At 47.5% G+C, this 6,333-nt stretch carries 8 protein-coding genes and 1 tRNA gene; 1 reads left to right on the forward strand and 8 read right to left on the reverse strand.

Annotation, left to right across the window (positions count from 1 at the left end; translation table 11 throughout):
* Together polA and ACLTL4_RS10110 are read right to left on the reverse strand one after the other, a co-directional pair.
* Window positions 1–2,095 (reverse strand): DNA polymerase I (gene polA / locus ACLTL4_RS10105; protein ID WP_412320492.1); only part of this gene is annotated, 2,095 nt, incomplete at its 3' end.
* Window positions 2,096–2,120: 25 nt separating this feature from the next.
* On the reverse strand, window positions 2,121–2,744 hold the full coding sequence (locus ACLTL4_RS10110; RefSeq protein ID WP_412290828.1) for an anti-sigma factor family protein: 624 nt from the start codon (window positions 2,742–2,744) through the stop codon (window positions 2,121–2,123).
* 147 nt (window positions 2,745–2,891) lie between these two features.
* Here ACLTL4_RS10110 and ACLTL4_RS10115 point away from each other — a divergent pair.
* Window positions 2,892–2,975, forward strand: a tRNA-Leu gene (locus ACLTL4_RS10115).
* Between the two features lie 95 nt (window positions 2,976–3,070).
* Here ACLTL4_RS10115 and ACLTL4_RS10120 read toward each other — a convergent pair.
* The 6 genes from ACLTL4_RS10120 to ACLTL4_RS10145 form a co-directional block, all read right to left on the reverse strand.
* Window positions 3,071–3,541, reverse strand: coding sequence for a SpoVA/SpoVAEb family sporulation membrane protein (locus ACLTL4_RS10120; protein ID WP_147631274.1), 471 nt, complete (start codon window positions 3,539–3,541; stop codon window positions 3,071–3,073).
* 31 nt (window positions 3,542–3,572) lie between these two features.
* A complete protein-coding gene (locus ACLTL4_RS10125) occupies window positions 3,573–3,995 on the reverse strand; it encodes a stage V sporulation protein AB (protein WP_412290826.1) in 423 nt (140 codons plus the stop codon).
* 1 nt (window position 3,996) lies between these two features.
* Window positions 3,997–4,659, reverse strand: coding sequence for a stage V sporulation protein AA (locus ACLTL4_RS10130; protein WP_173866405.1), 663 nt, complete (start codon window positions 4,657–4,659; stop codon window positions 3,997–3,999).
* Between the two features lie 100 nt (window positions 4,660–4,759).
* The gene (locus ACLTL4_RS10135) at window positions 4,760–5,473 is read right to left on the reverse strand and encodes a SigF/SigG family RNA polymerase sporulation sigma factor (RefSeq protein ID WP_022119316.1); all 714 of its coding nucleotides are present in this window, start codon (window positions 5,471–5,473) and stop codon (window positions 4,760–4,762) included.
* Window positions 5,452–5,892, reverse strand: a complete 441-nt coding sequence (spoIIAB, locus tag ACLTL4_RS10140) for an anti-sigma F factor (protein WP_022119315.1) — start codon at window positions 5,890–5,892, stop codon at window positions 5,452–5,454. The genes ACLTL4_RS10135 and spoIIAB overlap by 22 nt, the downstream gene beginning before the upstream one ends.
* Window positions 5,882–6,241 (reverse strand): anti-sigma factor antagonist, encoded by a 360-nt coding sequence (locus ACLTL4_RS10145; RefSeq protein WP_147631331.1) that lies wholly within the window; start codon window positions 6,239–6,241, stop codon window positions 5,882–5,884. Before ACLTL4_RS10145 ends, spoIIAB begins: the two co-directional genes overlap by 11 nt.
* Between the last annotated feature and the right edge of the window lie 92 nt (window positions 6,242–6,333).

The following is a 6,333-nucleotide window of genomic DNA, read 5'->3' on the forward strand; positions in this document are numbered from 1 at the left end:
GCAAAGGTGTCACTTCATCAAACGGCACATGGAACACCTGGGAGGCCGTGATCCGGTGGATGTCCTGAGCTTCCCGGTAAGCTTCAATCAGCCTTTCATCCCCGGAAATGTGTGCCAGCACACGCAGCTCGATCTGGGAGTAGTCGGCATCCACAAAGACAAATCCATCTTCCGGGATAAAGACTTTGCGGATCATTCTGCCAAGTTCCATACGGATCGGGATGTTCTGAAGGTTCGGCTCCGTGCTGCTGATGCGTCCCGTTGCCGTGATCGTCTGATGGAACTTGCTGTGGATCCTTCCGTCTGCCGCAATGTAACCTGCCAGTCCGTCCGCGTAGGTGGATTTGAGCTTTGCAAGCTGACGGTACTCCAGAATATGGGACACGATCGGTGCCTCCGGTGCCAGTTTCTCCAGCACGTCGGCCGCGGTCGAGTAGCCGGTCTTCGTTTTCTTTCCATATGGAAGCTGCAGTTTTTCAAACAAAATCACACCGAGCTGCTTCGGAGAATTGATATTGAAGGTCTCTCCAGCCAGATCGTAGATCGTCGTTTCCAGTTCTTTGATCCGTCCGGACAACTGCTCCCCATACTGCTTTAACGCCTCTCCATCTGCCTTTATACCGGCTTTTTCCATGTCGTAAAGCGTATAGACCAGCGGCATCTCAATCTCCTTAAACAGATCCCACATACCGTTCTCTTTTAACTTTTCTTCCAGTTTTGCTTTTCCTTCCAGGCAGGTGTACGTGCCATAGCAGGCTGCATTTTTCACTGCTTTCTCATCTTCCGATCCAAAATCTTCTTTCCCAAGCAGCTCCTGCACGGACGGAACCAGAAGATCCAGACATTCTTTTGCAATGTCCTCGTACGCATAGGTATCTTTGAGTGGATTTAAAAGATACATGGCGATCGCTGCATCAAAGAGATTTTTCTTCTCCACGTGCAGATACGAAAGCTGCTCTTTGACGTTCATCGTGACAGCCGCATCCGCTTTTTCCAGCACTTCCGTCATTTTTTCACAGAGATACTGATCAGTCACAAAACCCTGTGCCGGGATATAATAAATCTTTTCTTTCTCCCAGCCAAGAGAGATGCCTTTTACTTCTCCTTTGTGAGAAATGACAGAAAAGCTCACGAGTGCTGCCCCTGCTGCCTGTGCAAACACGTCTTCCGCCTCACCAAAATCTTCCACTGCGTAAAAATACTGTTCTATCTTCTGATCCGCTGCATCACACTGAAATCTTCCCAGCAGATTCTTAAACTCCAGCTTTTTGAACAGGGCAAAGGCTTCCGGCGTATACAGATCGGTAAGTCTCGCATCCTCCAGCACAAAATCAATCGGGCTGTCGGTATCGATCGTCGCCAGTTTTTTGCTGAGAACTGCCAGATCATAGTGCTCCAGAAAAGCATTTTTCGCCTTGGTCGGCTTGATCTCCTCCACATGGGCACAGGCATTCTCGATCGTGCCATACGCCACGACCAGTTTGGTCGCCGTCTTTTCACCGACTCCCGGAAGTCCCGGAATATTGTCCGAGGCATCACCCATCATCGCCTTCAGTTCAATGATCTGCGGCGGTGTCACCTGATACTTCTCCAGCACTTCTTTTGCATGGTAATCCTCGATCTCCGTGCCGGTCCGCTTCGTCTTTGGTATGCGGATCATGATGTGCTCTGTTGCAAGCTGCAAAAGATCCCGGTCACCGGAGACCACAGAAACATCCAGACCTTCCTTTTCCATCCGCTTTGCCACCGTTCCAAGCAGGTCATCCGCCTCATAGCCTTCTTTCATCAGAAGCGGTACGCCCATCGCCGTCAGCACTTCTTTCATGACCGGCACCTGCTCGTGGAGCTGCGGCGGCTGCGGCTTTCTCGTCCCTTTGTAAGCATCATACATTTTATGGCGAAAGGTTGGTGCTTTCAGGTCAAAAGCAACCGCCAGATACTGCGGCTGTTCTTCCGCAAGGATTTTAAATAAAATATTTAAAAAACCATAGACCGCATTTGTATGCAGCCCTTCCGAGTTGGTCAGCTCCGGCACTCCGTAAAATGCCCGGTTCAAAATACTGTGTCCGTCGATCAAAACGAGTTTTTCTCTCAATGTTCCAGTCCTCTTTTCTGTTCTTTCACTTTTCTGTCGTTTTTTTAGTCTGCTTCTTTTTCTTCTTTTTTGATTTCTTTGATTTTTTCTTGTTTTTCTTGTTTTTCTTGTTTTTCCTGTTTTTCGACTGCTTCTTTTCTCTCTGTTTCTGCGTTGTTGTTTCATTTTCTGTCGAAGCAGTGTCTGTTTTTATCAGAGGATTCTTTGTTTCGCTTTCTGTTTCACTCGGCTTAGACTCTGTCTCTGCCTGCCTTCTGTCTTCTCTGTGTATGGATAAAAACTGACAGATCGGATTGTGTTCCATGGTTCCGTTCTGCCACAGATCTGCCTGTGTCATTAGGATCACAACCAGAAGCAGCTCCGCCAGTACCATGAGCCCAATGCGGTAGATCCTGGAAACTTTTGTCCTCCATATATAAAAACGACTTTCTTCCAGACGGTTCTGCAGTGCCTTTTTGACATTATACACCTGATCCGCCTCATCTTCATCCAGGCGGGCTATAGTATAATGTACGGTATAGTATATTTCCAGCTCCTCATAACATTCCTCACAGCTATCCACATGTTCCAGAAAGTCTTCCAGATCTTTGTCATTGAGTTTTCTCATAATATAAGCTGTTACCAATGACTGGGCTTTTTTACAATCCATCGTGATCCCCCGCTGTCTTTTCCTTTGTTTTTCGTTCCCCCTCAGTATATCCTATCTCCGTTCGGGTGTAAAGTAAAAGAAAACACGCAAAAAACGCTTGCAATACCAGAATATTTATGGTAAACTAAATATCGGTTTTGAGATTTTGCCGGTGTGGCGGAATTGGCAGACGCACTTGACTCAAAATCAAGCGGTTTAACAGCCGTGCCGGTTCGAGTCCGGCCACCGGCATGAAAAAAGTCCTGAAGAACATTCAGGACTTTTTTTAATCGGATCTGCCACTGATACAAGCCTGTAGTGCACCGCCTGCTAAGACGGGATTCATCTCACATTTGATATACAGTCACCTGAAAGATCCAGTAGATCAGTCCCAGCACCCAGCTCGAGAAGATCCCATACAGGATCACAGGTCCTGCAATCGTAAAGATCTTGCATCCGATCCCGAAAACCTGCCCTTCTTTCTGATATTCGATCGCAGAAGCTGCCACCGAATTGGCAAATCCAGTGATCGGCACCAGCGTTCCTGCTCCGCCGAACTTTGCAAGTTTCGGATAAATATTCAGACCGGTAAGTATCACACTGACAAAAATCAGGATCAGGGAACACCAGCTCGCTGCAATGTCTTTTTCCAGTCCGAGCATATCCCCATAATTTAAGATTGCCTGTCCGATCACGCAGATCACGCCGCCTGTCACAAACGCTTTGAGCATATTCAACGGCAGACTGTGCACCGGTGTCACCTGTTTGACATAATCATTGTATTTCTGATTTCTCTGTTCTTTTAACACATCTTTCATGTTCTTAACATTCCTTCCTGCCGTCTGCTTTCTACATGCCCCAACGCCTGTAAAAATGGTACAGACTGCCCGCCGTTTTTCCGACTGCAATCGCGATCACAATCAGACTGTAACCTTTTGTAATGCCGATCCTTCTGGCAAAGATGGGAAAAATATTGACAATTTCTGCCAGTGCCAGGATCCATCCACCAACAAAAATCCCAAACAGCACACCCATCAGCACAAGACCAAAAATTCCCAGTGGAATCCGGATCTGATGCACCGTCAGAAGATTTCCGAAAATGGCTCCTGCAAGTATCGCTGTCTCATATTTTTTCACATGCTTTGCCGTATGTGTGATCCCGACAAACCGCGTGATGATCCCAAGTCCCACCATCAGGGCGATCACACCGCCTGCTATGACAAAACCTCCGGAGAGTCCCACGACTGCCGGAATGATCTGTTTTTCCGCCATATCATCCACCCGCCTTTTTCTGCTGATTTGTGTTTTTCTGTTTTTTCGGGTCACGGGTGCTTCGCTCGATCAGCGTCGTGTCGATCTCATCTTCGTAAGTACGCATCTCCACTTCCAGAGGTGTCGGATCTGCCGTGATCTTTCTGCCGCCGAAATGATTGAAAAAGAGCAGTATCCCAAGCCCCAGCCCAATCGAGTACGAGAACTCCATAACCGTAAAACCACTGGACGGTGTGCCCGTAAACTGCTGATAGATCTGAGCAAACAGCTTTGGAATGTCCACATCGTTGTTAAACGTCATGATCGTAAAAGCCGCCCCAAAAAACGACAGTGCCGCGACAAATATGGTTTTTGCGTAACTGAGCACACGCCCCGGCTGTTTTTCCGCTTCATACGTCACAAGGAAATCATACTCTCCGATGTTGTTGATCTCAAGCCCGGAAACTTCTTCCTGGATCCGCTCAATCAGCTCCATGACCGACATCGTATGCCGCCCCGGTTTCCCGTTTGTCGCCTGCGGCACTTTGATGGTTTTCACAAGATTTTCTGTCTGTTTATCTGTACAGAGAATCTGTGCGAGATCACCAATCGTTACTTTTTTGTCATGTACCTGCACATTTCGATCCACTTTCAGATAAAGTGTCTCACCGCCTGCTTGCTTCATATCGTAGCCTCCAGCTGTATTTTTCTTTCTTCTGTAGTATCTCCTTTGTTTTGTTTTTTATTCCCGGTTATCATCCCTTTCTTTTTCCCAGAATCCGCCTTTACAGCCGTTCCCTCAGTTTCCCCAGAATCTTCTTTTCCATCCTGGAAACCTGCACCTGTGTCATATCCAGTTGTTTTGCGACCTGCACCTGCGTCAGGTCTTCAAAATAGCGAAGCCGCAGAAGATCACGTTCTTTTTCTTCCAGCGTACCAAGAAGACTGTTTAAAAGCATATGATCCAGAAGTTCTTCTGAGGCATCTTTTTCTTCTTTTATACCGTCCATCAGAGAAATGGCATTTCCGTCCCCCTGGTAAATGGTCTTGTGCAGCGATTCTACCTCGCTTGCAGACTCCATCGCCATCACGATCTCTTCTCTTGTCGCCCCGATCTCTTCTGAAACTTCTTCCAGGGTTGGTTCCCTCCCGTAATCCTTTTCCAGCTTTTCTCTTGTCATGCACACTTTTACCGCCATCTCTTTTAAAGAGCGGCTGACCTTGATCATCCCGTCGTCCCGCAGAAACCGTTTGATCTCTCCTGCGATCATTGGAACTGCATACGTTGAAAATCTGACATCATAGGAAAGGTCAAATTTATCGATTGCTTTTAACAGTCCGATGCTTCCAATCTGTATCAGATCTTCCATCTCACATCCTCTGCCGTTAAAACGCCTCGCGACGGTATAGACAAGTCCCATATTCTGCTGTGCGAGTATATTCCTTGCATCTTTGTCCCCCTTGTGAGAACGTTCGATCAATGCAAGGGTTTGTTCCATCCGATCTCCTTTCGCATGGAAACCGTGGTTCCATGTCCAGGTGTGGATTCGACATGCACTTCATCCATAAAAGCTTCCATAAAGGCAAATCCCATACCGGAACGTTCCATCTCCGGTCTGGTCGTAAACAGTGGTTCCATGGCTTTTTCAATGTCCGGGATGCCGCATCCGGTATCTTTGACCGACAGGCAGAGGGCATTTCCTTCGATATGACAGGATACCGTTATTTTCTCCACCTTTCCGTCATATGCATGTACGATACAGTTTGTGACTGCTTCTGAAACTGCTGTCTTTACATCCGCCACCTCTTCCAGCGTCGGATTGAGCTGTGTCATAAAAGCGGAAACTGCCACGCGGATAAACCCTTCGTTGCAGGAGCGACTGTCAAACTCTATCTTCATTTCGTTTTCATACCCCATGTCTGTTCCCTCCATACATCGCCCCGGTTGTCTGTGGGGTATCCTCGTAAATCCCGACAATTTTATAGATTCCGGAAAGCAGCAGGATCCTGCGTACCCTCTGGTTTACATGAATTGCCGTCACCTTTCCTCCAAGCGACTGCATCAGTTTATAGCGACCCATGATCATGCCGATCCCGGCACTGTCCATAAACACCGTCTCCCTAAAATCAAAGATCACCTGTTTGACTCTCCGGCTTCCCATCAGCTGATCTGCCTCCCGGCGTATTTTCTCTGCACCGTGATGATCCAGCTCTTCCGGAACAAAAATGATCATGTCGCTCCCTCTCATTTTCACAAAATCCTGCATCTTTCTGATATCCCCCAATCTTTTCCGTATACTGTTGCTTCAAGTCGAACGCACGTGAGACTTGGCACGCGATTCTGGTCAGCTTTGCTGAC

Source organism: Hominisplanchenecus sp., assembly GCF_046967715.1.
Taxonomy (GTDB): Bacteria; Bacillota; Clostridia; order Lachnospirales; family Lachnospiraceae; genus Hominisplanchenecus; species Hominisplanchenecus faecis.